At 57.3% G+C, this 25,221-nt stretch carries 16 protein-coding genes; 8 read left to right on the forward strand and 8 right to left on the reverse strand.

What is annotated here, in order from left to right:
* The first annotated feature begins 268 nt into the window (after positions 1-268).
* Positions 269-7,411 carry a hypothetical protein gene (locus tag H6F75_RS01030; protein WP_190748376.1) on the forward strand — a complete coding sequence of 2,381 codons (7,143 nt, stop codon included), beginning with the start codon at positions 269-271 and terminating at the stop codon, positions 7,409-7,411.
* Between the two features lie 76 nt (positions 7,412-7,487).
* On the forward strand, positions 7,488-8,147 hold the full coding sequence (locus H6F75_RS01035; protein WP_190748378.1) for a Uma2 family endonuclease: 660 nt from the start codon (positions 7,488-7,490) through the stop codon (positions 8,145-8,147).
* A 28-nt stretch (positions 8,148-8,175) separates the two neighbouring features.
* Here H6F75_RS01035 and H6F75_RS01040 read toward each other — a convergent pair whose 3' ends face one another.
* Complete coding sequence (locus H6F75_RS01040) at positions 8,176-8,457, reverse strand: hypothetical protein (RefSeq protein ID WP_190748379.1); 282 nt, start codon at positions 8,455-8,457, stop codon at positions 8,176-8,178.
* A gap of 497 nt (positions 8,458-8,954) precedes the next feature.
* Between H6F75_RS01040 and H6F75_RS01045 the strand changes: the two genes are divergently transcribed.
* Entirely contained in the window at positions 8,955-10,217 is a 1,263-nt protein-coding gene (locus tag H6F75_RS01045; protein WP_190748380.1) for a HEPN domain-containing protein, read from the forward strand.
* A gap of 229 nt (positions 10,218-10,446) precedes the next feature.
* Here the strand turns inward: H6F75_RS01045 and sigC are convergent, their stop codons facing one another.
* Positions 10,447-11,709 (reverse strand): RNA polymerase sigma factor SigC, encoded by a 1,263-nt coding sequence (gene sigC / locus H6F75_RS01050; RefSeq protein WP_190748381.1) that lies wholly within the window; start codon positions 11,707-11,709, stop codon positions 10,447-10,449.
* 307 nt (positions 11,710-12,016) lie between these two features.
* Here sigC and H6F75_RS01055 point away from each other — a divergent pair, with 307 nt between their 5' ends.
* The 3 genes from H6F75_RS01055 (at position 12,017) to H6F75_RS01065 (ending at position 14,449) form a co-directional block, all read left to right on the forward strand.
* On the forward strand, positions 12,017-12,187 hold the full coding sequence (locus H6F75_RS01055; RefSeq protein ID WP_073608637.1) for a PCP reductase family protein: 171 nt from the start codon (positions 12,017-12,019) through the stop codon (positions 12,185-12,187).
* 316 nt (positions 12,188-12,503) lie between these two features.
* Positions 12,504-13,034 (forward strand): DNA starvation/stationary phase protection protein Dps, encoded by a 531-nt coding sequence (gene dps, locus H6F75_RS01060; RefSeq protein ID WP_190748382.1) that lies wholly within the window; start codon positions 12,504-12,506, stop codon positions 13,032-13,034.
* Positions 13,035-13,345: 311 nt separating this feature from the next.
* Positions 13,346-14,449: a cation diffusion facilitator family transporter gene (locus H6F75_RS01065; RefSeq protein WP_190748383.1), complete on the forward strand. Its 1,104-nt coding sequence runs from the start codon at positions 13,346-13,348 to the stop codon at positions 14,447-14,449.
* 32 nt (positions 14,450-14,481) lie between these two features.
* Here H6F75_RS01065 and H6F75_RS01070 read toward each other — a convergent pair whose 3' ends face one another.
* From H6F75_RS01070 to tgt, 5 genes are all read right to left on the reverse strand, one after another.
* Positions 14,482-15,114, reverse strand: coding sequence for a GUN4 domain-containing protein (locus H6F75_RS01070; RefSeq protein WP_190748384.1), 633 nt, complete (start codon positions 15,112-15,114; stop codon positions 14,482-14,484).
* Entirely contained in the window at positions 15,104-16,666 is a 1,563-nt protein-coding gene (locus H6F75_RS01075) for a GUN4 domain-containing protein (RefSeq protein ID WP_190748386.1), read from the reverse strand. The genes H6F75_RS01070 and H6F75_RS01075 overlap by 11 nt, the downstream gene beginning before the upstream one ends.
* A gap of 59 nt (positions 16,667-16,725) precedes the next feature.
* On the reverse strand, positions 16,726-17,694 hold the full coding sequence (locus H6F75_RS01080) for a hypothetical protein (protein ID WP_190748388.1): 969 nt from the start codon (positions 17,692-17,694) through the stop codon (positions 16,726-16,728).
* Positions 17,695-18,132: 438 nt separating this feature from the next.
* On the reverse strand, positions 18,133-18,270 hold the full coding sequence (locus H6F75_RS01085; RefSeq protein WP_017299971.1) for a photosystem II reaction center protein K: 138 nt from the start codon (positions 18,268-18,270) through the stop codon (positions 18,133-18,135).
* 117 nt (positions 18,271-18,387) lie between these two features.
* On the reverse strand, positions 18,388-19,530 hold the full coding sequence (gene tgt, locus H6F75_RS01090) for a tRNA guanosine(34) transglycosylase Tgt (RefSeq protein WP_279308273.1): 1,143 nt from the start codon (positions 19,528-19,530) through the stop codon (positions 18,388-18,390).
* Between the two features lie 145 nt (positions 19,531-19,675).
* Between tgt and H6F75_RS01095 the strand changes: the two genes are divergently transcribed.
* The gene (locus H6F75_RS01095; RefSeq protein WP_190748391.1) at positions 19,676-20,008 is read left to right on the forward strand and encodes a metalloregulator ArsR/SmtB family transcription factor; all 333 of its coding nucleotides are present in this window, start codon (positions 19,676-19,678) and stop codon (positions 20,006-20,008) included.
* A gap of 51 nt (positions 20,009-20,059) precedes the next feature.
* Here H6F75_RS01095 and H6F75_RS01100 read toward each other — a convergent pair whose 3' ends face one another.
* Positions 20,060-21,550, reverse strand: a complete 1,491-nt coding sequence (locus H6F75_RS01100) for a heme peroxidase family protein (RefSeq protein WP_190748392.1) — start codon at positions 21,548-21,550, stop codon at positions 20,060-20,062.
* A gap of 351 nt (positions 21,551-21,901) precedes the next feature.
* On the opposite strand from H6F75_RS01100, the gene carB reads away from it, so the two are divergent.
* Positions 21,902-25,171 (forward strand): carbamoyl-phosphate synthase large subunit, encoded by a 3,270-nt coding sequence (gene carB / locus H6F75_RS01105; RefSeq protein ID WP_190748396.1) that lies wholly within the window; start codon positions 21,902-21,904, stop codon positions 25,169-25,171.
* The last annotated feature ends 50 nt before the right edge of the window (positions 25,172-25,221 follow it).

Consider the following 25,221-nt stretch of genomic DNA (forward strand, 5'->3'; position numbering starts at 1 on the left):
GCCTAGCGGCGGAATCCAAAGTCTTAGCACTATATCATTCCGCCACTACTCGACCAGGGCGATGGTCAAGGACCGACCTAGAAGGGCCATCGTCCCTAGGGCTGGCTCCATCAGAGGTGTCTCCAACAGCCCCTTCTAGTGACTTCGCAGGGTAGAGGCGCATCCGTTGAAATCAGCGGCGCTAAGGTATGGCCTGACGTGATTTTTGCAGTCGCCTGACATACACTTTGGCAATCGCTGGGGTACAAGGTAAACACAAGGGGTAGCCGTGCAGCAGGACGAACTGGAAGCTCTGGTAGCCGAAATTGACTCAATCTTGGGGGAAGCCGCGCCACGGCTGCCCTGGGTGATGTCGAATGATGCCAATCAGCGCCAGCTGCTGGCCCGTGCCCGGGCCTACCTGGCCGAGGTGCAAGCCACCCCCGAAGCCCAGGCTGCGCCTACTAGCGGCTTGCCCAACGACCCGACTACCGCTGCCGCTAGCCAGGTGCTCAAGGCGCTACTGCAAGAAATGCAGTACCTGCGCGGGCAGACCATGCAGATTCTTGACCCTCTGCGCAACGAGGTGGCGACCCTCCGGCAGCAGCGGGAGCTGTTGCTGCAAGAGGTGCAGCAGCTTCAGCAGCAGCGCGTGCAGATCGACCAGGGCGCCAACCTTCACCAGCTGCCCCCCAGCTGGGAGGCAGCCCTACAGCAGATGACCCAGCAGCTTGAGGCTCGCCTCAGCGCTCAGGTTAACCAGTCGGTGCAGCGGCTTGAGTCGGCTACGGCTACGGCCTATGGGCTGATGCAGTCTCCCCAGGGGTTTGCCGATGGCGATGCCCCTGGCCTCACGCCTATGCAGCGGCTTGAGTTTCTCAAGCAGCTGCAGGCCCAGTCTGACCAGCTCATGCTGGGGTTCGATCAGTCGCTGCGATCGGTGTTTGACACACTGCAACAGAGCATTTACAGCTACCAAGATTCACTCAACCAGGGGCTCAACCAGATGCACACCCTGGGCCAGCAGGGCGAGCTGATGTTTAGCGCCCTGGTGACGCATTTGGGTCAGCAAATTAACGCCGAGACTCTGACCTATTTAGAGTCGGGTCAGCGCCGCGAATTGCCCCAGCCTCAGCCTGAGACCTTTACCCCTGAGACCTTAGATGGAGATACCTTTACCGAGGGGGAGAATCAATCGGCTGATCTGGAAGCAGAGCTGGAGCTTGAGGCCCTAGATATTGGCTTTGACGATTTAGATGATCTAGGCGACGACGAGATCACCCTGCTGCAATTTGAAGATGAGATTACCGAGCTCCAGCTTGATGACAACCTGGAAGCCGATTTGGACGCTGCCGAGGATGGCGCATCTTCGCCCCTTGATTTGCAGTTGCTTAACAGCCTGAATGTTGCTGCCCCCGATCCATCCCCAGCGGTGTCGCTGCCCAACGGGGATGACTCCGCTACTGAGGTGGTGGCGGCTGGGGTAGAGGCTGAATCAGCCCTAGACGATCTCTACCAGAGCTTGTTTGGCGGCGGATTTTTTGCTGACTCTGCTGAGGCCGCGCCTGCGGCTGACTCAGGGGATGCCTTAGATGATTTTTTGGCGATCGACCGTCTGAGTGAGGAAGCGCCCCCCGCAGATGAGCCCGATGCGATCGCCTCTCCGGAGCCAACCAGTGATTTACCTCGTCCTGACGACCTAACCCTGCTTACCCAGTCAGCTGAGACGGCCGACACCGACGCGGTTACCGACCTCACCAGCCTTGACCTGGGCAGCCTGCTGGGGGAAACGAGCGATCGCCTCGACTCCATAGCACCCGCTGGGGCTGGGTTTAACCTTCCTGACACCATCAAATCCTTCGACGATTTGCTGCCCGCCAGCCCTGGAGAGGCGGGGAACTCAGAGACTGCCGCTAGCGATGGCGAAGACCTGCTGGGCGGGTTTATGGCCGCTTCCCCCGAAGAAGACTTGCTGGCCCAAGACGCCCTGCCCATCACTGGTGCCTACGACCTGACTATGGATGACACCATGGTTGACCAGCTCCAGGAAGACCTGGAGAATCTAGAAACCGAGGTGGCCTCTGACAACCTGTCGCCAATCGACTTAGAGCTTGACCTGACTGATTCTCCAGAGCTATTTAGCCCGCCTGACGAGGTGCCCCCTTCTTCCATTAGTGGCGTTGATCTTTTCGCCGATCAAGAGCCTGCCCCTGACAATACCTCACCCGCTACCTTCGATCGCCCCACCGAGGCCGTCATGCCAAAGGAGCCTGGTTTCGACTTGTTCGGCGACGAGCCCACTACTTCAGAACCGGCTCAAGACCTCGACCTGTTTGGCTCAGAGGCATACACCCCTGCTACCGCCGCCTTAGATCAGGTGACGTTGAGCGATCTGGATATTGACTCTCTGGAGCAACCACCGGTAGAACCGCCCGCAGCGGAGCCAACTTCAGATTGGTCTAGCCTCGATCGCTTAGAACTTGAGACGCTAGAGCCAGAGCCGACCTTCTCTGAGGAAGTACCCAGCATTGACCTGTTCAGCGACGCAGCGTTGGCAGACCTCACCCTAGACCAGTTAGAGACAGATCAAGGCGATCGGCCGTCCCCTGTCTTCGATTCACCTAACCTGGAGAACGTCAGCCCTGACTCTGACCCGTCGGCCTTTAGGGTTGATGAAGCCGTGAGTGAGCCAGGCGCAAATGACCTGGGCATTGATCTATTCGCATCGCCCGCCTCGGATGACGCTGCCGGGGAGAATGCAGTTGATCTGTTTGGTCAGATTGATCAGCCGTCGCCTGGTGTAGATGAACCTGCCGGCATTGATCTGTTTGACAGCCCCATAGCCGATGTAGGGGATGAGCCCCTCGACCTGCCCGCCCCTGCGGCAGAGGCCCCAGGCCTCGATCTATTTGGCGAGCCAGAGCCAGAGACGCCTTCCCTCATAACTAATGTAGATGGCGGCTTAAATCTGTTTGATATCTCAGCGCTTACTCTAGATGACCCTCAGCCAGACGAAGCTGGTCTCGACTTGTTTGGGGATGCGGCTGTGCCAGAAGCACCCGCAGCCGAACCTGCGATCGACCTGTTTGGCGAAACCACTCAGCCTCAGCAGACTGAGTCCGGAGATCTGTTTGGTGCCGTGGATGAGGCCCCTACGGCTTCGGCCGCTAGCGATTCTCTGGCCTCTATCTTGGCGGAGCTCAATCTAAGCTTAGAACCCGAGCAACCTGCCCTGGGCGAATCGGGTTTAACCCTTGACGCTCTCACCGAATTATCTACCCCCGCGCCAGATCAACCCTCCCCACCACCCTCTACCTCCACCACGGGGGCAACAGGTCCTTCCCTGACCCTAGAGAATTTGTTGGGAGAGCTGACCCTTGATCCGTTGACACCGCTGGCTCCCAATCCAAAACTGGAAGAAACCACCCTAGATGATCTAGCCTCCACTGGGTTTGGGGAAACCCCTAGTCCAGCGGCTCCTACGTCACCCCCGGCTGAGTTTACGCTGGCTGATTTTAACTTAGGTCCGGGTGCCAGCGGCCCCCTCGACTCGGCCCGCCAACCCGACCCGCCGGGCGACACTATGGCCGACTTGTTCTCACCGGATTCTGCTGCACAGCCGGCCTCAGAAAATCTCACTCTAGAGGAGCTCGATCTAGAAGGTGAGTTGCCTGACGCCTTTGCTCCGCTAGAGGCTGAGCCAGCGGAGTCAACGCTCATCCCAGATTGGGGACTATCGGCTGCACCTTTGGAGCCCGCTGCGCCAGATCTCTCGATTACTTTGAATAGCTTAAACCTGAGCCTAGATGAGCCCGTCGCCGATGAGCCTGGCTTAGGCGATCTGCTCGGTGCTGAACCAACGGAGCCAGCGCTTACCCTAGAAAGCTGGGGACTACCTGCTACGCCCCTGGAGCCCGCTGCCTCAGATCTCTCAATCACTCTAGACGACTTGAACCTGAGCCTAGACGAGCCCGTCGCCGATGAGTTTGGCCTGGGCGATCCGTCAGATTCTGAGCCAACGGAGTCAGCGCTGATCCCAGACTGGGGACTGTCTGCTGCACCTTCAGAGCCCGCTGTCTCCGATCTCTCGATTACTCTGGATGACTTAAACCTGAGCCTAGATGAGCCCGTCGTGGATGAGCCTGGCTTAGGCGATCTGCTAGGTGCTGAGCCAACGGAGCCAGCGCTCACCCTAGAAACCTGGGGGCTGTCCGCTACGCCCTCGGAGCCCGCTGCGTCAGATCTCTCGATTACTCTAGATGACCTGAATCTGAGCCTAGACGAGCCCAGCGCCGATGAGCCTGGGCTAGGTGATTTAAATGCCTTGGGCGATTTGGTGGCTGACGATACTGTGCTTGCCGACGCCCCGGTAGAGACAGCCACCGACTGGCAACGGGAAATCAGTCTCGACAATATTCTGGATGCTGCTGGGGCCAATTTTGAAGAAACTTTACCACCGTTAGCAGAGCCTCAGCCGGAACCCGACCCGATTGAATCGGCGGCCGCAGAGACAGCCGATTCAATGGAGGCAATGATTGACTTCATCAATCTCGATGCGCTGTTGGGAGAACCCCTGACCCCAGTTTCCTCAGAGCCAAGCCTTGAGTTAGACCTCGACTTCAACCTTGAGCCTGACACCCTAGACTCTGAATCCCAAGACTTTAGTGACCTAGACCTCGGTGCATTAGATCTGGGGCTGTTAGATGGCGGTGAGGCGATCGCCGAACCAGAGCCTCGCTTCCCCCTCGATACTCCGCTGCCGGTTGAGTTTGGCTTAGGGCGCGATCGCCCCTCGGTAGATGAGCCCACCAGTTTAGATCTGAATCTAGACCTGAGCCTTGAGCCAGAACCTGCCGCTGACCCACAGGCCGACCTAGATTTTTCTATAGAAGACTGGCTGGGAGACTCTACCCCTGCCCAGGATGAAGCCGCTGGGGCAGAGGCTAGCCTAAGCAGTTTGGACGATTCTGTAGAGCCACCTGCTCCAGCACTGGATACGGAATGGTCTCTGGACGCAGAACCCGCTCAGGATGAATCTGCATACATCTTTGATGAGCCCATTGAGGACGTAGACGAGATCGCCGTTGAACCGGTGACAGCCAATGACTTCACCTTCGACACCTTTGACAGCTTTGATGAGACCGCTGCCCTTGAGGCGGATGCTGTTGAACTGGATGCGATCGCCCCAGGGTCAGAGCCAGACTTACCAGACGTAGCGGCCTCAGAACTTGAGACCCAGGAACCCGAGATCCAGGAACCAGAAGCCCCACCAGACTTCCTAGAGCTTGACCAACTACTGGCAGGCATGGACTTTGGCCCTGAATCCACCCTGGCCACTGATCCAAGCGGCCTAGTTGCGCCGGTCGTAGAGCCACCTGAAACTACCGAGCCCGAAACCCTTGCGCCCGAAACCCTTGCGCCCGAAACCCTTGCGCCTGAAACCGTTGAACCTGAGGTACTTGAACCCGCCGCCGTCGAACCCGAGATTCCTGCCAACCTGGAGATCGATCAATCCGATGCGGTTATTCCAGGGCCACCAGTGGATGCTGAGCCAGCGCCTGCCGCACCCACCCCCCTGTGGTTTTTGGGTTTGGATGTGGGTACCACCGGTCTGTCGGCAGTGCTCTTGGAACGTCGGGGTGGCCAGGTTTATCCCCTCTACTGGGTCGATAATGCTATCTCTGGGGTGACCGCCGACAAATTCTTTCGCCTGCCGTCACTGGCCTCGGTGGAGGCCAACGGCGAGGGCTACCAAGTGCAGTCGGTGGGCTCGTCGGCCCTGACCGTGAACTGGAGCGATGGCGATACTGCTGACCAGGGTGCGGTGTTGCTCAAAGCGCTAAAGCCCTATCTCAAGCTGGGCATTCCATTCACCGGGGCAGACGGTCTCAAACCTCAGGTGCAGTGGTCCGATCGCGATCGCATTCCCCTGCCCGTCTTCCAGGACAGCCTGACTCGGCTGTTGGCCACCCTGCCCGTGGGGCTAACCCCGAAGGCCGCCTTTACGGTGGGTGCCGTCGGCCTTGATGCTGAGGCGATCGCTCGAGCGCTGCAAGCCCTCAACGGGGTCGTTGTCAGCTACCCGGCCAACTGGCCCGACACCTACACCTTTAACCTGCGGGAGGCGGTGCTAGGGGCAGGACTCACCGCCAACCCCGACGATATTTATTTTGTAGAAGACGCGATCGCCGCCGTGCTCTCGGGCCTGCCCGATCCTTCAACCCCGCTGCCCGAGGGCAACGGTCAGCCCATACAGCAGCAGGCTCTCTACGCCTGCCCCTGGACTGGGGGCACGGTGGTGCTCTCCGCCGGAGCCAGCGTGACCGAGGTGGGCATTGTCGATCTGCCCAGAGCCTTGGGTGAACTCTCCTACAGCGACTTTGCCCTGCACTCGATGAGCTATGCAGGCGACGCCATCGACCTCGACATTATTTGTCACCTGCTGCACCCCGCCGAACGTCGTCAAAGTCGCCCCGCTGAGGGCTCTGGGCGATCGCCGCAATCCACCGGCTGGGGCTGGCAGGCCGCGATGCCCGAGCTAGATGGCACTCATTGGAGCGATCTCGACCTCGATGGTTGCGAAATGCCCCGCCCTGCCGAGCCTGATATAGCTCGCCGCCAGCGCCTCTACCAGCGGCTAGAAACCTCTCTGCTGGGCCAGAGCGCGCTAGAAGCGGCGCGACACTTGAAGATTATTCTTCAGCACCAGCCCCAGTTTGAGCTAGAGCTGGCCGATCAGCGCTGGGTGGTGCGCAGCAAAGACCTGGAAGACCGGATTATTCTGCCCTACATTCAGCGCATCAACGGCCACGTCAACCGGCTGCTGAGCGAGGTCGGGCTCAATACCCAGGGCATTAACCAGGTGATCTGCACCGGCGGCAGCGCCTCATTGCCCAAGATCGCCCGCTGGCTGCGGCAAAAGTTCCCCAATGCCACCATTGTGCAGGATACGTACCACAGCGATCGCCCCCCCAGCTGTAGCCGGGTCACCTACGGGCTGGTCAACCTGGTGCGCTATCCCCAAGTGCTCGACCTCACCCGCCACCAGTACAGCGACATGTTCTTGCTGATGGAGGTACTGCGGACCCTGCCCGAGCAGCCCATGCCCCTCAGCGGCATGCTGCACCTGCTCAAAGAACGGGGTCTAAACGTCGATGCCTGTCAGGCTCACCTCATGGCGCTGCTAGAGGGTCGCCTGCCGCCCGGTCTGCTACCCAGCACCAGTGGTGGCCCCTCGGCACTAGTGCCCGCCAGCGATGAACTGGCGACTCTGGCCACTACGCCGCTGTTCACCCGACCCAATGGCCAGGTCTACGTGCCCAACCTGGAGCAGGGCCAGCGACTGATCAGTTATATGGAGCAGCTGCTAGCCAACAAGCACCAAACCCTGGTTGACCCCTTGCTGAGCCAGCTCACGGTACTGAATGTGTGAGCTGCGCTCTCCCCGCAGTAAGGGCGTTTAGAGCCGCTGAGCTTACAATGGGGATACCTGGCACTGAGGATCGGCGATGGTAATGACCGCGCAACAGCTGGCAGATCTAATGCCAGATGCAACCCAGCTGGAGAGCAATGAGCCAGAGATGGAAAGTTCGCTGCACTACGCTCAACTGGCGCTGCTGGTGGCTTGTCTTGAGTGGCTGTGGCGCGATCGCACTGACTTTTTCATTGGCGCTAATCTCACTGTCTACTTCAGCCGCGAACAGCTTAAAAACCGAGACTTTAGAGGCCCCGACTTCTTTTTGGTGAACCAAACCCAGCGCCGTCCCCGAAAATCTTGGGTGGTGTGGGAGGAAGGCGGGCAGTACCCCGATCTAATTATCGAACTGTTGTCTCCGGCTACTGCAAAAACTGACCGTAGTCTCAAAAAAGTGCTCTATCAAGACCGCTTTAGAACCCCAGAATATTTTTGGTTTTCGCCTGAAACGCTGGAGTTTGAAGGCTACCGACTAGTGGGGCAGCACTATGATGTAATCGCTCCCAATGAAGTTAATCAGCGATGGAGCGAGGTCTTGGGCTTATTTCTGGGTGTCCAGGACGAGACCCTACGCTACTTTCACCCCTCTGGTGAGCTGGTGCCCACCCCAGAAGAAGCGGCAGCAGCAGCCCAGGAACGGGGCGATCGCTTGGCCGAGCAGCTAAAAGCGCTGGGAGTAGAGCCAGAGGTGTAGGCAGGCTCAACCCCCAGTGGTGTTCTGCTTACTCAATGAGCAAGGTTTTCGTCAGAATGACCATCCATGTCATTCCTTCTGAAAGGGCTGCGCTCGATGCACCGCTGTTGGGCGGCACGGGGATGGGGTCGCTCCAGTCGTTGGGGTCGGCGTAGCCGTAGGCGTGGAGGATTTTGATAGTGCGATCGATGCCCACTAGGCTGCCGTAGAGCAGGTGGCGCACTCGCTCGGGGCGAGGCTGAGGTTGTGCAGAGTGAGACGGCGGAATGTGCGACGCGCCGCTGGCGTCGGGTTCAAGATATTCAAACATCGGTTCTGTGTTCCTTCTAGGGGTTTGAGGAAGACAGAACGCGAAAACCCTAGCTAACCGCAGCTGAGGTGCAAACTGGGAGAGCTAGGGTACGATCGACCTTAGCCCGGCAATCTGCGTGCTAGATTTGCGGGGTTAGCTGTCTGTTGGTGGTTGCAACACCTTCAGGCAGCGCCAAAGTTTTCGAGTTCTGCATGGTCGCCGGTCGGGTTGAACGGCTTAAAGTAGAGAATACTGGTACAGACGCTCCTCGTCAACCGTGGCGATTGAAGATAGCACGATGCTGTGACGAGGTAAATAGATAGGATCCTTCTGCCTATTTGCTCCTAGGAAAGCTATTATGCAGTCTATTCTCTATCTGTCTGCCCTGTAGAGGGAAGTAGCAGACTATAGAAATCCAAAAAAATGTTGAATAGAATTCAATATGGATTTAGATTTATATGATACATAAACTAATTTGTTAAAGGGATTAAGCCCACAAAATGAAACAGAGAAAAATGGATGAATCGCTTCGGAGCGTGAAATTATTAATTGAATTTTTGAACTCAAAAACAGAAGAAAATGGAGAGAAGGTATTATACTTCGAACGTCAAGGGCTAGGTGGTTTGCACTTAAACTATAAAGAATCTTCAAGATATCGTGAGTGCTTAAGAGATTTAGCATCAAGCTCAGTTAGAGATGATGACTTAAGCTTGAAAACTGTGGAAGGGGCTTTTCAAGAAGCATTATTAAAAGCATTGTGTTCAAATGATTGTTCCACCCCTGAAAATTTAAGAATTGATGAGATAGTAGAAAACTTAAAGCGAAAACTTACTGCCAAACGAATTCCATATCGTTGCTTCATACCAGTATGCGGAATAAAGGAGAAAGGTCTACCATTCTCCATTGGGCAAGTTGAATTTACTGTTTTTGATGACCTTCTCGTCAATCAATTTAAAGAAATAGTAGCGAAACATACAATTCAGAAAAACTTTAAATGGGAAGGACTGAAAGAGGACATTGACAGAAGCTTTTACAAAAAGATATGTAGTCTAGTTGTTGTAGAAGCAAAAGATTATGAAGCTGCTCAGGTAATCGCAATCAAAAAATTACGAAGAGTTCTAGATATACTCAATTTTTTTAGTGCACTAACTCCATTTAACCCAAATGCTTTGACATACTTGCCAGGAGATTTAGAGCCGTATCTCTTTGAAACCATTATATTAAATGAAGCTGATGGAGCGAGCTACAATACTGCAAGCAAGAAAGTCGGTCCATTGCAGGAGCTCGAAATCTCACGAATCGTCGAATCAGACAAAAACAATGATATTGGCTTCAACTACATTATTAGTATTCTTCAAAAAAACAATTTAAACAGTTTTGAAAAAGCTCTAATTACCGCTATTCAGTGGGCAGGAAGAGCAATTGTCTCTAATAGGCGGGAGGAAGCTTTTCTCTTATATGCTATTGCACTCGAAAGCATTATATTAGTAGACAATCCTAATGCCGAGTTGAGTTATCGGTTGCGAACACGCGTTACTCATCTCATTGCAAAGAAACCAGAGAATCGAAACGAAGTAGCAAATACCGTGAAAGAACTTTATAATTCACGTTCAAAGCTCGTTCATGACGGAAAATACGAGATAACCGACCTAGAGATAGATTCTATGAAGTCTATCTCCATCAGATGTCTCAAACGGTTATCTATTGATCCCTTATTCCAAAAAATGACCTCTCCAGATATGTTCTCAGACTGGTTGGAGGATCAGATTCTTCGCTAGTGATCGAATAAGGTGTAAGGAAAGTCTTATGTTGTCAACAAAAGCATTTCTCCATATAAAAGTTCGATAATTCGCTCCTGACTTTGCGCTAAGGTAAATAAGTGGTTACGGGCCAACCTCAAACTGCTAGACAGTGTGAGGCGGGCAAGTTAGGCCAACGGTTATACCCAAGAAAAAGCCCCCTGCTTTTCTTAAAAACAAGGGGGCTTGAGGTAGCTATGCAGGGTCTCTAATTCAGCGCTTCGAGGTAGTCGCGGACGCGATTGCGGCGCTTGGGCTGGCGCAGCTTTTGCAGCGCCTTCGACTCGATCTGGCGTACTCGCTCGCGCGATAGCTCTAGGGCGCGGCCAATCTCGGCCAGCGAGTAGGGGGTGCCATCGCCGAGGCCAAAGCGCATGTTGATCACGTCTTGCTCACGGGTGGTGAGGTCAGCCATCAACTGTTGCAGGTCGCGGCGTAGCGACTCACGAATCAGCATGTCTTCGGGCGACATGCAGTCGGTTTCGAGCAGGTCGCCCAGCTCGGTGTCGCGGTCTTTGCCCACCTTGGTTTCGAGTGAAACGGCGCGGGGAACGCGCAGCAGCACTTCGCGCACCTGGGCAGCAGTCATGTCGAGCTCGCGAGCGATATCCTCAATTGAGGGGGTGCGGCCTTTCTCCTGGGAGAGTTTGCGCTGGGCCTTTTTGATTTTGTTGAGCTTTTCGGTGATGTGGACAGGTAGGCGAATAGTGCGGCTCTGGGTGGCGATCGCCCGGGTAATGCCCTGGCGAATCCACCAGTAGGCGTAGGTGCTAAAGCGGTAGCCCTTGGTGGGGTCAAACTTTTCCACCGCTCGCTCTAGGCCCAGGGTACCTTCTTGGATCAAATCCAGCAGTTCTAGGCCCCGGTTTTGGTACTTTTTAGCCACCGACACCACCAGGCGCAAGTTGGCCTTAATCATGTGCTCCTTGGCGCGAATGCCTTCAGAGATGGCCTTCTCTAGCTCGGGTACAGTGAGGGTCGTGAGGGCGGCCCAGGCGCGCTTACCTTCGGCTAGGGTGGGCTTGAGTTCAGCGATGGGCACTTCGGCCTCGGCGGCCCAGCGCTCTAGGGAAGGGCGATAGCCCAGTTGGGAAGACAGGCGATCGCGGGTTTGCAACAGCTTGCTGTAGGTGGCCAAAATGCCACCGGTTGTTTCCGCAGCCTGGTTTAGGTCGGCTAAAAGCTGCATGTAGCCCTGAACGCACTGGGCTTCAGAGACCTCTTCGTGGCGCTCTAACAGGCGCACTCGGCCAATTTCTTGCAGGTAGAGGCGCACTAGGTCAGTGGTGCGACGGCCCTTCAGCACCTCGGCGGCATCGGCTTCGAAGTCGCCCTCGTCGGTATCAGCCGCAGAGAAACCTTTGAGAGATAGGGATGCTCCCTCATCCTCATCCCCCAAACTGGGGAGACTGAATTCTCGATCGGGCCGGGCGGAGGCTTCGTTTTTGCTGTAGTGGGGTGTTGCTACCATGACGTGCTCTAGTAACGTGTACTAAACTTGTGCCGATAGGCCATTTGCCAACCTGGCTTCAGTGTTCCCAAACCGCCAGGACTTTAGAACAGTGGCTGGAGTTCCAGGGGCTGGGCGGTGCTTTTGGGGCTGCTCGAGTCTGCGGAGGGGTGGGCTGAGGGAGGAAATTTCTAACCGACACCGTAATCTACGCCGTTTATGCAGGTAATTCCTGACGGAACGTTACACCTTGGCAAAAACCTTACATTGACCCCGAGGCGCCATATAGGATTAGGGCATTCGTTGCAATTGGGAGCAGACTTCGCTAATGGTTAATGGTCTTCCCTGGACGGCTGATGCCCAGGCCAAGCTCAAAAATATTCCGTTCTTTGTGCGTGCCCAGGCTCGCAAGAGGATCGAAGATGTGGCCCGCGAGACCGAGGCCGAAGCCGTGACGGCAGATTTGGTCGAGCAGGTGCGCCTTGAGTTTGGCCAGTAGCCTGGTAGCACTTCAATCCTTAACATTGGCTGTCGATTCTGCCTTTTAATACAAACTGCTTGCCGCCACAGCAGTAACGTTGGGGGGCTGACAGTCGCTATGGCTCACTGTGCCTGTTAGTGGGACACGGTAGTCGAGCGCGCGCTAAAGCTTTCTCAGACAACAAACTCTGGCTAAAATGTTGCAAGTCGAAGTCATAACGAGTATGATTTAGAAGAGCCGAGGGCATAGTGGTAGGATTTCAAGACTAGGCCTGACGGCAAAAGCACAGGTTTGTTGGCTATTCGTTCGATTGATAGAAATAAAGAGAGGCCCTATGGTTGCAACCGTTGAAAAAAGTAAGACCAAGCGCGGGTTTTATCCCACCCGCATTGATATGTCGGCTGAGGTGCGATCGCAGGTTTGTGACGTGCTCAACCAGACCCTGGCTGCCACCCTCGATCTCAAAACTCAGACCAAGCAGGCCCACTGGAACGTCAAGGGCATGGACTTTTATCAACTGCACGAGCTGTTTGACGAACTGGCCGGTGAGCTAGAAGGGTATGTCGACCTGGTGGCCGAGCGGGTGACTGCTCTGGGGGGTACTGCTATGGGTACGGCCCGCATTGCCGCTAGCGAGTCGATTTTGCCCGAGTATCCGATTGATGCTGTGGAGGGGGCTGAGCACGTTGAGGCCCTGGCTGAGCGCTTTGCTGCCTACGGTAAGCACGTGCGCGAAGCCATCGGCACCACCGATGAGCTGGGCGATGCCGACACGGCCGATCTCTATACCGAGATCTCTCGCACCATTGACATGCGTCTGTGGTTCCTAGAGGCGCACCTGGTAAAGAAGTCTGACCGTGGTTAACCGCCACAGTCCTTTGATCCAGGGCTAACTGACGGTCGGGGAGGCAACCCATGCCTTCCCGACTTTGTCGTTTAAAGCAAAATACGCTTGGACAGACTAGTCCTTGACCAAGCTGATTGTGACAGGCTCCAACGGTTTAGGGTTCAGGGTGTCGGGTCTAAGGCAGGCCGTGAACCTGACACCTTGGATCTTAAACCCTCACTGACCTGTCACCTTTGGCTTGGCAGACTACTAGGCTTGATGCGGCCTTGCGGTAGCAAGACTTGGTTTTAAGCAGGTACCATAACGCTTCAGTAGCGCTTTTGCTAACTATGCCTAACCCGGCTTCTCCAGTTCCCAACTCTGACGCGATCGAGAGCGCGATTCACGAAGCGTATCTGGGGCATCCCAGCCATGGAAACCGCCTCGAAACGAGCATCCCTGCGGAAACCGCCTTGACCTCCGCTGCCGAACTCAATCACTCCCACAGTCACGATCATGCCCACGGGCACGGGCACAGCCACACCCACGGCGCTGTAGACCCTGAGATTGTGGCCTCAGAGCGGGGGCTATGGGCGGTGAAGTGGTCATTTGTAGGGTTGCTGATTACGGCGATCGCCCAGGCCGTTGTCTTTGCCCTCTCGGGCAGCGTTGCCTTGATGGCCGACCTGATTCACAACGTGGGCGATGCCATGACCTCGGTGCCGTTAGGGGTGGCGTTTTTGCTGGCTCGGGCCAAACCCTCGCCCCGCTTTGCCTATGGCTATGGCCGGGCGGAGGATCTGGCGGGGGTGGCGATCGTGGCGGTGATTTTCTTGAGTGCCCTGATTACCGGCTATGAGTCAATTGAGCGCCTGCGTCATCCTCAGCCCTTAGATCACCTCGGGGCACTGGCGGTGGCGGCCGTCATTGGTTTCATCGGCAATGAAGTTGTGGCCCTGTTTCGGCTGCGGGTGGGGCGCGCGATTAACAGTGCTGCCCTGGTGGCCGATGGGCTGCATGCCCGAGCCGATGGCTTGGTCAGCCTGGCGGTGCTGGTGAGTGCCCTGGGCGTGGGACTGGGCTACCCTTGGGCCGATCCAGTGATGGGATTAGTGATCACCCTGGTGCTGCTGCGGGTGGTGTGGCAATCGACCCAAACAGTGTTTACTCGCTTGCTCGATGGGGTGGAGCCCGAGATGGTCGATCGCCTGCGCCACGAAATAGCGCACGGGGTCGAGGGCGCCGCCGCTACGGTAACTCAGGTCAAGGCGCGGTGGCTGGGCCATCGGCTGTATGGCGAGGTGAGTTTGGCGGTAGAGCCGGGACTGTCGGTGGCGGCAGGGAATGCGATCGCATCCCACCTCAGGACTCACCTTCACCAGCAGTTGCCCTACCTGGCCGATGTCACCATTCAGGTGCAGCCCCAGGAACTCACCGCCCCAGCTCTGGAGTAACGACTACTCCGGTAGATCCTGACCATTTGACCCTAGCCGCCAAGCTGGTGGCAGCGTGACAGCCGCAGCATCATCGCGTCGAGCCGGGCCAGATCGCCAAAGCCTCCTCCTTGGCCGGTCAAGAAGCCGCCCATTTGCAGCGATGCGATGCGCGGCACCCGCCAGTACCACAGGGCGGGCAAGTGACCCCTGGGGGCTTCAAGGTCAAAGTCTAGCCAGCTGTAAAACCGCAGAAACCCTACAGGCCGCAGCGACAGTAGCATCAGCCATCCCACTTCTTCAAAAAAAGGATGGGGGGTAGACCAGTTGCGCAGGGCCGGATCAAAGTCGATGGTTTCTAACGTGGCGGCATAGACCTGAAGCTGAGCCGAAAAGCCAAAATGCCCGCCACTGGCTCTCTGCCAGCGATCGTCAAGGGCGTGCAGCAGTTGGCAGGGTAGACCTGCTAGAGCTTCGGTCGACAGGTGAGGCCGATGGCGGGGCTCGGTCTCGGGCGACAGCCCTGGTTCACCGCTGTAGTTCTGCACCACCGCGTCGAGCAGCAGGTCTGCGGTCAGCCGATCCGCCGCCTCCCAGTCTTCTTCATCGAGCAGCAGGCTGAGTTCGCTGAGGCTTTCTTCTAAATGGCTGTTAAAGGTGGGGCTGTTGAAGGTGTTAGACAGCACGGGTTTGCCCTCCAGTGAGTACCGTTGGGGCAGTTGGATCGACGGCTGGGGTTGGCACCGGGTCTAAGGGCATGCATAGGCTCAGGTGGTGGATGACAGCGGCCATAACGTCGAGGCTGAGGCAATAGCGATCGCTCAGGCTTGGGCAGCACCAGCGCCAGGTCGGCAGGTGGCCCAGGGGCGCTTCGAGGCTGAAATCGAGGTCATGGTAGGGCCTGTAGCCCTGGTAAAACAGCGACGGCGGCTCGCGCCAGCCGAGGGCTTGCTGAAAGGCCAGCCACTGCTGGCGATCGTCCTGCTGAATTTGCTGCTGGCTCCGGTGTACCTGCTGCTGGGCCCTAAACCCAAAGCGCTTGTTGCTGTAGCGGTTCCAAAGGGCATCAATGGTGGCTAGATCGATGGCTGGCAGCCGCTGTACGGTGGCGGCGGTGACGGGCTGCATGTCGCGATCGAGGGCTTTGAGAATAACGGCTTCAGTCTCCATGTCGGCTTCTTGCCAGGCCTGTTGCAGCAGCAGGTCGCGCAGGCGGCTGTAGTCGACCCCAGCGGCAGACTCAAGGCTGCCATACAGCTCATTGCGCACGGCAATCTCGATGGTGAGCGCTTCATCAATGGAGATATCCCACAGTCGGCGGGCTTGGTCGAGGCGCCCCTGGTCAAACTCGGAGGGGTACAGGCTGTTGGCCATGGCCTGGCGGCAGAGGGACAGGTATTGCTCTAGGTGCTCTCGAGCCTGCTGAACCTGATCTTGGTGAGCATCTGCGGCCTTGGTTTCGGCCACAAGGCTGGCATCGACAGCGGTTTTGGCAGTCTGTTGCTCGGTTTTGAGTTTGGCCTCGTCATAGCGCTGCCGATGTTGTTGGTATATAGCCTCTGCTTCAGGAATCGGCAGGGCTAAGTTTTCAGCCAGTTCTTGCAGCACTGGCCAGGGGTCTTTGGCTGCAAAGGGCTGGTCTGCATCTATTTGCCGCAGACGGCTAAACTCTGCGGCTGTGGTTTCGTCAAAATAACGGCGCTTTTCGGCCTGGGTTTTGTAAGGGCCAACCGCTCTGACATTGAGCAGTTCAGCCTGTTCTGCTGACAGGCCGAGGCGCTGACGCAGCAGGTTAAGATTGTCGAGTTCGGTGGGCGAGAGTTCACCCTGAGTGCGGCTGTAGGTTTCGGCTTCAGCGAGATAGTCGCGCACTGGGGAGAATAGCAGCCCGCTCTGGGCGGTGGCCATTAGGTCTACGAGGTCTTCGGCCTGATCAGTGCGAATTTGCAAATTAAGGTCTGAAATTTGGAAGAGAAACCAGGTTTCGAGGGGCTTGTAGTAGAGGCGATCGCGCAGCCGCCTCAGAATAGAGACTAGCAAATCTGAATGGGCAAAAAATCTAATCCCTACTCTAGTCTCTGCTGCATCTCTAACTTCTAAGATGGGGTCAAAGCGAATTTGGCTCATGCCATCTAGATCGCGCAGGTCTTCAGTTAAGTAGTGAACCTCAGTATCTAGCTCATCATGCTTGAGCTGAGGATCGACAAACTTGATTAAACATGCAATATTTTGCGCCAAGCCAATACCTCACAGACGCACCAAGATTGGGCCTTAGCCAACGGCTCATCCTCTGCAACCTATAGTAGGTCAGATAATAAATACAGCTCATCTAAAACGGTTTTCTCTAGGGCCTTGGCCTCCTGTGGGTCGAGGTTATAGTATTCGCGCGCCTGGGTCAGGCGGCCTCGGTTAAAATCGGAACCAGCCAGGTCGGCCATAACACTTTGGTGAAATAGTGCCGCCTCTGGTTGATCGCCAGCTGGCCCAATGTGCTTGCGGGCAACGCCCTGGGGCAGCGAGTCGATGACTATTTCTTCAAACTGGTGGCGGTAGCCCAGCAACCGCTGCTGCCGCTCGTGCTGACGTTGAGCTTCAGCGGCGGCCTCAGCTTCAGCCTGCTGCCGCGTCTGCTCGGCCTCCTGGTGCAGAGCATTCAGGCGCTCGTCTTTAAGAAACTGAGCATCGGCCTCGGGCAAACCCATGCTGATAGCTTTGGCCCGCATCACGTTCCAAAAATTCTCATCGAGATCGCTGGCTTGCTTGCACACCAGCAACTCTCGGCGAAAGTGCTGATATTTCTCGGCCAGGGTTTTGAAAGGCCCCGTAGCTGTGACGTTGAGCTCGTTAGCCTCTTCGATCGATAGCCCCACCCGCTGCTGCACCAGACTTAAATTGGCGTTGGCGGCCGGCGTTAATTCACCAAAGGTACTCACATAGCCCTCGGCCTGGGTGCGGTAAAACTCGTGGGGCGGCAGCAGGGCTTCGCCCAGGGTTAGCAGTTGAGCCAAGACCTTGGCCTGGCTGGTCTGTAGGGTGATAGTGTGGCTGGGCGGAATCTCTAGGACAAATAGGGTTTTTTGGGCGGTGCGCTCAAGCCAATTGCCCACGTGCCGCAAAACTACTCTGAGTTTGCTCAGGGGTGCTCGGCACTGAAGCCCGGCATATAAGCTGGGCTCGACCGCTCTAGGATGGGCTACTGCCTCGGCTAAAACGCTGTACTGCGGGTTGGGAAGAAAAGCAAACTTGGTCTGCTCAAGTTGGCTCAACTGAGTAATGCTGCTACAGAGCGCTTGCACACCAGCGTGGACAACCCTTGGGTCTGAATCATCCTCTAAGGATTTTATCGAAAGCCTAAAACTGTTGCCTGAGTCAAGCTCTTTGACCATTGCCGGTAGGGTTGATAGAGCAGAGTGTAGGGTTAGCCATGCACTGAGGACCTGAGTTACTACCACTGGCAAAAACTAGGGCGGCGTACTGGCTATAGCGCTGGCTCAGTATATCAATGCCCAGCGGTAACGGCTTTGCCAAGTCATGACCGGAGCCTACCTAGATACAGTGCTTAGGGTTTGGTGCCTCAACCAACTCCACAGGAGCAATCCATGGGGCAAGGCGGATAGCTAGATCTACAGCAGCCTGGCACTGCCCATTAAAAAGCCCCAGCGTTACTAACACTGAGGCTTAACGTTACTGAGACTGTAAAAGACTTATTTGAAACCGACGGAAGCTTGCCACACAAAGGCCAGCAGCAGGAAAAACACGGGGATGATGGGCAGCACGTCTACCAGGGGGTCGAACAGGGAGTAGGCCTCGGGCAGTTTGGCCAGCAGCATTGCGACTTCCATTTAATGATTATCCTCTCGTTACACAGCCGGGACAGACCAGTCTCAGACCTAAGCCGAGCCTTAACCCTGAGCGCCCTGGCTGAAATCTGAGAATTGGTAAATTTTCTTCGCATTTTATCATGGTGGGGGGGCGTCTACAGATGTGGCTGTCGGGTTTGGCGCTAACCAATGGGCAAATTCTGTGGCGAAGCGATCGCCTAAAATCGCCTCCCGGATCCGCTGAGTAAACCGCACTAGCTCGGTGATGTTGTGGATCGAGATCAGGGTAAAGGCCAGCATCTCCTTGGCGTGGATCAGGTGACAGAGGTAGGCGCGGCTGAAGTTTTGGCAGGTGTAGCAGGGGCAGGTGTCGTCGATGGGGGTGTAGTCGCGGCGAAAGCGCTGGTTTTTGAGGTTCCAGCGATCGCCTGCCACCAGAGCCGCTCCGTGGCGGGCTAGGCGGGTGGGGATGACGCAATCGAACAGATCTACCCCAGCGGCGATCGCCTGGGCCATTTCCCGATAGGTGCCCACCCCCATCAGGTAGCGGGGCTTGTGCTCGGGCAGGCAGGGGGCGGTGGCTTTCACAATAGTTTCGATCAGCTCTGGCGGCTCGCCCACGCTGACCCCGCCGATCGCATAGCCCGGCAGATCTAGCGTTGCTAATTGCTGGGCCGCTTCGGTGCGTAGGTCGGGGTAGACGCCCCCCTGCACAATGCCAAACAGGGCCTGATCGGGTCGTTTGTGGGCCTCAACGCAGCGCTGGAGCCAGCGCCAGGTGCGATCGGTGGAGGCTTTGATTGTCTCGCGGCTGCACGGGTAGGGGGGGCACTCGTCAAAGGCCATAATCACATCGGCCCCCAGATCGTTCTGGATCTGAATCGAGGTTTCGGGGCGGATATTGATGATGCGGCCATCCTTGGGCGATTTAAACGTCACCCCGTCTTCAGTAATCGTGCGCATCTGGCTGAGGCTAAATACCTGAAACCCGCCCGAATCAGTCAGCATCGGGCCATCCCAGCTCATGAAGCGGTGCAGCCCGCCCGCCTCGGCCACAATGTCTTCGCCCGGTTGCAGGTGTAGGTGGTAGGTGTTGGAGAGCACCATCTGCGCCCCGGTGGTGGCGAGCTGAGCCGGGGTAACGGTTTTGACGTTGGCAAGGGTACCCACAGGCATAAACCGAGGCGTGTGGACGGGGCCGTGGGGGGTGGTGAAGGTGCCCGCCCGCGCCTGGGTGTGGCTACAGCGAGCGTCGCAGCTAAAGGAAAAAGCCTGGGTCAAAATGCAGCGTTCCGAGGAGCAGGGAGAATGGCAAAGCGGCATTTATCGTAGCATTTGGCGGCGATCGCAGCTGCTCTATATCCTCAGCCGATGTCTCCTCGCTTTGCTACCCTGAGTCTAGATATTGTCTTCGGTGGTGCAGCAAATGACCACGGCCTTAGAGAAACGGTCTGATACCTTACTGGTGCGCTTTAAGGCCCTGTCTGACCCGCTGCGGCTGGAGGTAATTGAGCTGCTGCGATCGCAGGAAATGTGCGTGTGCGATCTGTGCGATCGCATGGAGATTGCCCAGTCAAAACTCTCCTTTCACCTCAAAACCCTGCGCGAGGCCGGACTGATCTCCGCCCGCCAGGATGGCCGCTGGATTTACTACAGCCTCAACCCCGCTGAGTTTGGCGAACTTGAAGACTACCTCAGCGCTTTGCGCCAGCTCGGTCCCCAGCCCCTAGCCCGTCCCTGCTCGCCCGATCGGCTGTAGGGGCGCAGCATGCTGCGCCCCTACAAATCAGGTAGCCATTAGAGATGAGCTTTAGCTAGCGGACACCTCGGCGGGTTGAGGTGTCTCAGTGGTTGGGGCAGGTGCAGGAGCAGGTGGGGTAGGCAGAACAGGAGGCTCAGCTACGCCAGCGAACTTCAGCAGGTCGGCCATCTTAAAGTCACCGCCGGTTCCCAGTCTGGGTGTCCAGTTGGGCTCTTGGCAGAGGTACGACAGCTCGTCAGATTGCAGCAGGCCGATAAACACCTCCGCCACAATGCGGCCGCCTACAGGACCGAGCGATCGGCCATCGGCGCGCTTGTCGGCCTCCCGCAGCACGTAGAACCACAGGGGCGTGTTGTGGGCCAGACCGGCATCGATCGCGGCCACATCCGCCAAGTCAGCGGTAGACAAGGGGGCAATTCCCATTTTGCCGGCGACGGTTTGACCTGAGGGGAGCCCAAAGGTCAGATGGCGCAGCAGGTTACGTTGAGCCAGCGAGGCCGGGTTCGACGCCATATTGGGCGGAATAAACGGCAGCTGGAACAGGGGCCGCGAGATGGTGGCATCAATGCGCTGGCTTAGCTGAGGGTTTATCCCTGCTTCTATAGGAAAGAACTTCCGCCAGTCAATTACCTTACGGGCTTCTAAGAACCTGCCGCTGGAAAGGTCCTCGCCGGTTTGCCCAGGAGCGACAAAAATTGCCGCACCGAAAGGACGCCCCCCGGGAGGACCATCATTGATGGCGTAGCCGCCGCGCACCTGGCTATGGCCAAAGCGGTAGGCCGCCACCGAAAATTCCACCGGAATGTAGGGCTCGCGCCGCCAGCGAGTGCTGTAAAAGCGGCGGCCCCGCTGCAGCACGGTGTCGACCACATTCTGGCCCACCAGCAGCGGCAGAAACTCGTGCAGCACAATCCACTGGTAGTGCCAGCGCACCAGCTTTTGGGCTTCGTCAAACAGCTGGCCGGGGTTCACGCCGTCGGCCTTAAGCTTGTCGATCATCGCGTTGTGGAACTTAACGAAAGCCAGGTGCAGCTGCGACACAATCAGGTTTTCGTCGTTGCGGGGGTCACCCAGCAGCGCGGTGCCCTGGCTGTTGCGGGGCAGGTCGTGGGGGCGATCGCCGTCGATCAGCAGCTTGCCGCGATTCTCGGGTCTGCTGTCGTAGAGAAAGGGACTGGCGGTGGGGCCAGCGCCATAGACGCTATCCAGCTCAAAGGATGGGGTGCGGAAGTTCTCGATCGCCTCAGGATCCGATTGGCGCTCTAGACTAGAGGTAGGGTCGAAGGTAAGGTCGTGGTCGATGAACTGGCCCAAAAAGGTAAACCCAGCTGGAATCGCGGGGTTGTCGGGGTTGTTGGCTGGGCCGGGGTCCATAATGCCTTCGGCTTTGCCCAGCTCCATCAGGGCTTGGCGAACGGCGGGGGTGTCTTGAGCAAAGGGGCGCGTGCAGCGGAACATTCTGCCGAAGCGGCCCCGCGCCGGAACGCGAAAGCGCGGGGGCGCCGTGTCTCTGAGATACATTTGACCGTGCCGTGTCATGGCATACCTCGTGTAGTTCAACTCGGTGGATGGCCCCATCATGGCAAGGGGGTTGGGGCGATCGCAGTACCCGCGCGGGTACTTTTTGGGGTTGGGGGGCAAGGTATAGGGCGTTGGGTGTTAGGTGTCGGGTGTTAGGTGCGATTCGTCAGCGGTAAACCCTGTACCCGATACCCAAAACCCAAAACCCAAAACCCCTCCACCGCTTTGGGACTTTTGCTTAAATTCACTAAACGCTGACATTGGCTTACAGCCCCCGAGAATCCTGCCGGAATGCCGCAACCTAAGCAAACGAATCTGGCAATTAACCCTTAGAATGATTTGGATTTTTCCTACGCACCCGTGCAGCCTATGCCTCGCCGTGATGACATCAAAAAGATTCTGCTGATCGGCTCTGGCCCGATTGTCATTGGCCAGGCCTGCGAGTTCGACTACTCTGGCACCCAGGCCTGCAAAGCTCTGCGGGAGGAGGGCTATGAGGTGGTGCTGATCAACTCCAACCCGGCGACGATTATGACCGACCCGGAGACAGCGGACCGCACCTACATTGAGCCGCTGACCCCCGAAATCGTCGAGCGGGTGATTGAGCGGGAGCGCCCCGACGTCATGCTGCCTACCATGGGCGGCCAGACGGCGCTAAATCTAGCAGTGACCCTGGCCAAAACCGGCGTGCTAGAGCGCTACGGCGTCGAGCTGATTGGGGCCAAGCTCGAAGCCATTGAAATGGCGGAAGATCGCAAGCTATTTAAAGAAGCGATGGCGCGCATCGAGGTGCCCGTATGCCCCTCGGGCCTAGCCGAGACCATGGATGAAGCGAAGGACATTGCCAAGCAGATCGGCACGTTCCCTTTGATCATTCGCCCGGCGTACACTATGGGCGGCACCGGCGGCGGCATTGCCTACAACCAGGAAGAGTTTGAAACGATTTCGCGATCGGGCCTCGATGCCAGCCCGGTGTCGCAGATTCTAGTTGAGCAGTCGCTGCTGGGCTGGAAGGAGTACGAGCTGGAGGTGATGCGCGACCTGGCGGATAACGTGGTAATTATCTGCTCGATCGAAAACCTCGACCCCATGGGGGTGCATACTGGCGACTCAATCACCGTGGCCCCCGCTCAAACCTTGACCGACAAGGAATATCAGCGCCTGCGCGATGCCTCTGTGAAAATCATCCGTGAGATCGGCGTGGAGACGGGCGGCTCGAATATTCAGTTTGCGGTCAACCCGGACAATGGCGATTTTATTGTTATCGAGATGAACCCTCGGGTGTCGCGTAGCTCGGCGCTAGCCTCGAAGGCAACGGGCTTCCCGATCGCAAAATTTGCCGCCAAGCTGGCGGTGGGCTACACCCTCAATGAGATTTCCAACGACATTACCAAGAAAACCCCGGCCAGCTTTGAGCCCACCATTGACTACGTGGTGACCAAAATTCCCCGGTTTGCCTTTGAAAAATTCCCCGGCACCACCTCGACTTTGACCACCCAGATGAAGTCGGTGGGCGAGGCGATGGCAATCGGCCGCACCTTTCAGGAGTCGTTCCAGAAGGCGCTACGCTCTTTGGAGACTGGTCGGGCGGGCTGGGGCTGCGATCGCGCCGAAAAGCTGCCCAGCCTCAACGAAATTCGGCCCAAGCTGCGCACCCCCAACCCCGATCGCATCTTCGATCTGCGCCACGCCATGCAGCTTGGCCTCACTGTCAACGATATCTACGACCTCACCGCTATCGACCCCTGGTTTCTCAACCAGCTCTTCGGCCTGTTGCAGACCGAAAAGTTTCTCAAGCGCACCCCCCTCAACGAGCTGACCTACGAGCAGATGCGGGCGGTCAAGCGCCAGGGCTTTAGCGATCGCCAAATCGCCTACGCTACCCAAACCGACGAAGACACGGTGCGCCAGTACCGCAAGGGTTTGGGCGTCATCCCCGTCTACAAAACCGTCGACACCTGCGCCGCCGAGTTTGAGGCCTTTACCCCCTACTACTACTCCACCTACGAAGACGAGACCGAGGTGCTGCCCAGCGATCGCCCCAAGGTGATGATCTTAGGCGGCGGCCCAAACCGCATCGGCCAGGGCATCGAGTTTGACTACTGCTGCTGCCACGCCTCCTTTGCCCTGCGCGATGACGGCTATGAGACGATCATGGTCAACTCCAACCCCGAGACGGTCTCGACCGACTACGACACCAGCGATCGCCTCTACTTTGAGCCCCTGACCAAAGAAGACGTGCTCAACATCATCGAAGCCGAAAACCCCATCGGCATCATCATCCAGTTTGGCGGCCAAACCCCCCTCAAACTGGCCGTTCCCCTCCAGCAGTACCTCGCCTCCCTGCCCGCCGCCGACCCGTCCGCTCATCCACCCATCCACCCCCCCACCCAGATCTGGGGCACCTCCCCCGACTCCATCGACACCGCCGAAGACCGCGAACGCTTCGAGGCCATTCTGCGCGAACTCGACATTCAGCAGCCCCCCAACGGCATGGCACGCAGCTACCAAGATGCCCTCAAGGTGGCCCAGCAGATTGATTACCCGGTGGTGGTGCGTCCCAGCTACGTGCTCGGTGGCCGCGCTATGGAAATCGTCTACTCCGACACCGACCTGGAGCGCTATATGACCTACGCGGTGCATGTGGAGCCCGACCACCCCATCTTGATCGACAAGTTTTTGGAGAACGCGATCGAGGTGGATGTGGATGCGATCGCCGACCACACCGGCCAGGTCGTCATCGGTGGCATTATGGAGCACATCGAGCAGGCAGGCATCCACTCCGGCGACTCGGCCTGCTCTCTCCCCACCATGACCCTGCCCGACGCTGCCCTCGCCACTATCCGCGACTGGACGGTGAAGCTGGCCGAGCGCCTCAAGGTGATCGGCCTGATGAATATTCAGTTTGCGGTCAAGGGCGACCAGGTCTACATCATCGAGGCCAACCCCCGCGCCTCGCGCACGGTGCCCTTTGTCTCGAAGGCGATCGGCCACCCGTTAGCCAAGATCGCGGTGCGGGTAATGTCGGGCAAAACCCTCGCTGACCTGGGCTTCACCGAAGAGGTGATTCCCCAGCACATCTCCGTTAAAGAAGCCGTGCTGCCCTTCGACAAGTTTGCAGGCACCGACGCCCTGCTTGGCCCCGAAATGCGCTCGACGGGCGAAGTTATGGGCATCGACGTTGACTTTGGCAAAGCCTTTGCCAAGGCCGAACTGGGGGCCAACCAAAAGCTGCCCCTCGCCGGCACCGTCTTTATCTCCATGAACGATCGCGACAAAGCCGCCGTCATCCCCATTGCCAAAGAGCTGGCCGAAATGGGCCTCAAACTAATCGCTACCTCCGGCACCCGCGCCGCCCTCATGGATGAGGGGCTCACCGTCAACCTCATTCTCAAGGTGCACGAAGGCCGCCCCAATGTCGAAGACGCGATCAAAAACAACAAAATTCAGCTGATCATCAACACCCCAGCAGGCAGTACCGCCCTGGAGGACGATCGCTCCATTCGCCGCACGGCCCTGGCCTACAAGGTACCAATCATCACCACCATCGCCGGAGCCAAAGCCACAGCCTCGGCTATCCACTCCCTGCAACAACACCCTCTCCAAGTGAAGTCTCTCCAGGAGTATGTGGGGATGTAGGCTAATTTTGCAGAAAGCTCTGCTCTACGGGAATGCATAACACGGAGATA

Source organism: Nodosilinea sp. FACHB-131 (assembly GCF_014695395.1).
Taxonomy (GTDB): Bacteria; Cyanobacteriota; Cyanobacteriia; order Phormidesmidales; family Phormidesmidaceae; genus Nodosilinea.

Coding starts and splice junctions, on each gene's coding strand:
- H6F75_RS01035 (WP_190748378.1), top strand. CDS start 7,488: ATGGTAATGACCGCGCAACAGCTGGCAGATCTAATGCCAGATGCAACC.
- H6F75_RS01040 (WP_190748379.1), bottom strand. CDS start 8,457: ATGTTTGAATATCTTGAACCCGACGCCAGCGGCGCGTCGCACATTCCG.
- H6F75_RS01045 (WP_190748380.1), top strand. CDS start 8,955: ATGGATGAATCGCTTCGGAGCGTGAAATTATTAATTGAATTTTTGAAC.
- sigC (WP_190748381.1), bottom strand. CDS start 11,709: ATGGTAGCAACACCCCACTACAGCAAAAACGAAGCCTCCGCCCGGCCC.
- H6F75_RS01055 (WP_073608637.1), top strand. CDS start 12,017: ATGGTTAATGGTCTTCCCTGGACGGCTGATGCCCAGGCCAAGCTCAAA.
- dps (WP_190748382.1), top strand. CDS start 12,504: ATGGTTGCAACCGTTGAAAAAAGTAAGACCAAGCGCGGGTTTTATCCC.
- H6F75_RS01065 (WP_190748383.1), top strand. CDS start 13,346: ATGCCTAACCCGGCTTCTCCAGTTCCCAACTCTGACGCGATCGAGAGC.
- H6F75_RS01085 (WP_017299971.1), bottom strand. CDS start 18,270: ATGGAAGTCGCAATGCTGCTGGCCAAACTGCCCGAGGCCTACTCCCTG.
- H6F75_RS01095 (WP_190748391.1), top strand. CDS start 19,676: ATGACCACGGCCTTAGAGAAACGGTCTGATACCTTACTGGTGCGCTTT.
- H6F75_RS01100 (WP_190748392.1), bottom strand. CDS start 21,550: ATGACACGGCACGGTCAAATGTATCTCAGAGACACGGCGCCCCCGCGC.
- carB (WP_190748396.1), top strand. CDS start 21,902: ATGCCTCGCCGTGATGACATCAAAAAGATTCTGCTGATCGGCTCTGGC.